We start from the raw sequence: 602 nt of genomic DNA, 5'->3' as shown, positions 1-602 counted from the left end.
AAACTACAAATAAACTACAAAAAACGTGACAGACTACAAATAGACTACAATAAAACTACAGATAAACTACAAAACTCGATTGACCCCTTCTTACGAGTGTTGTAGAGTCATTTTCATACAACGGAGGGGGTTATGAATAAACCAGCAGATCTGAAACCCCGCAACTTATCGGCTGCTGTCAGATTGCGCCTAAATGAAATCGAGAACTGGCTGGACAGAGGGCTAACGCGGCATGAAATTGCTGAAATCCTCGACAGCGAATACAGCTTTTCGGTAACAGCCAAAGGGCTTGAGATGGCACTGTATAGAACGCGGCAAAACCGAAAAAATGTATTGCACAATACACATGATAAGAGTAGCGCGAAGGGTGCAGCGGAAAGTGTATTGCACAATACACAACCGTCTGAGCCTGAAGCGCAGGAAAGTAAAAAAGCAGAGAGTCCCGGCATTATTGATAAAGAATTCTTCAAGAAAATCGGTGAGAATTTCGACCCTAAGAAGTTCAACAAAAAATTCTGAGGTGATTTATGAAAGTAGCGGTAATTAATTACAGTGGCAGTGTTCGTAAAACCTTAATTTCATCTTACCTGTTAGCCCCGCGC

Annotated in this window: 1 protein-coding gene; it reads left to right on the top strand. The window is 41.9% G+C overall.

Annotated elements, in window-relative coordinates; genetic code table 11:
• Positions 1-132: 132 nt before the first annotated feature.
• Positions 133-519, top strand: a complete 387-nt coding sequence (gene stbA / locus N6P30_RS24450; protein WP_006796897.1) for a plasmid stabilization protein StbA — start codon at positions 133-135, stop codon at positions 517-519.
• Positions 520-602: the final 83 nt, after the last annotated feature.

The organism is Enterobacter sp. PL1 (assembly GCF_945957325.1).
GTDB classification, from domain to species: domain Bacteria; phylum Pseudomonadota; class Gammaproteobacteria; order Enterobacterales; family Enterobacteriaceae; genus Enterobacter; species Enterobacter roggenkampii.
The sequence above is the reverse complement of the archived record's forward strand: the minus strand, read 5'-3'. Positions and strand labels throughout refer to the sequence as shown.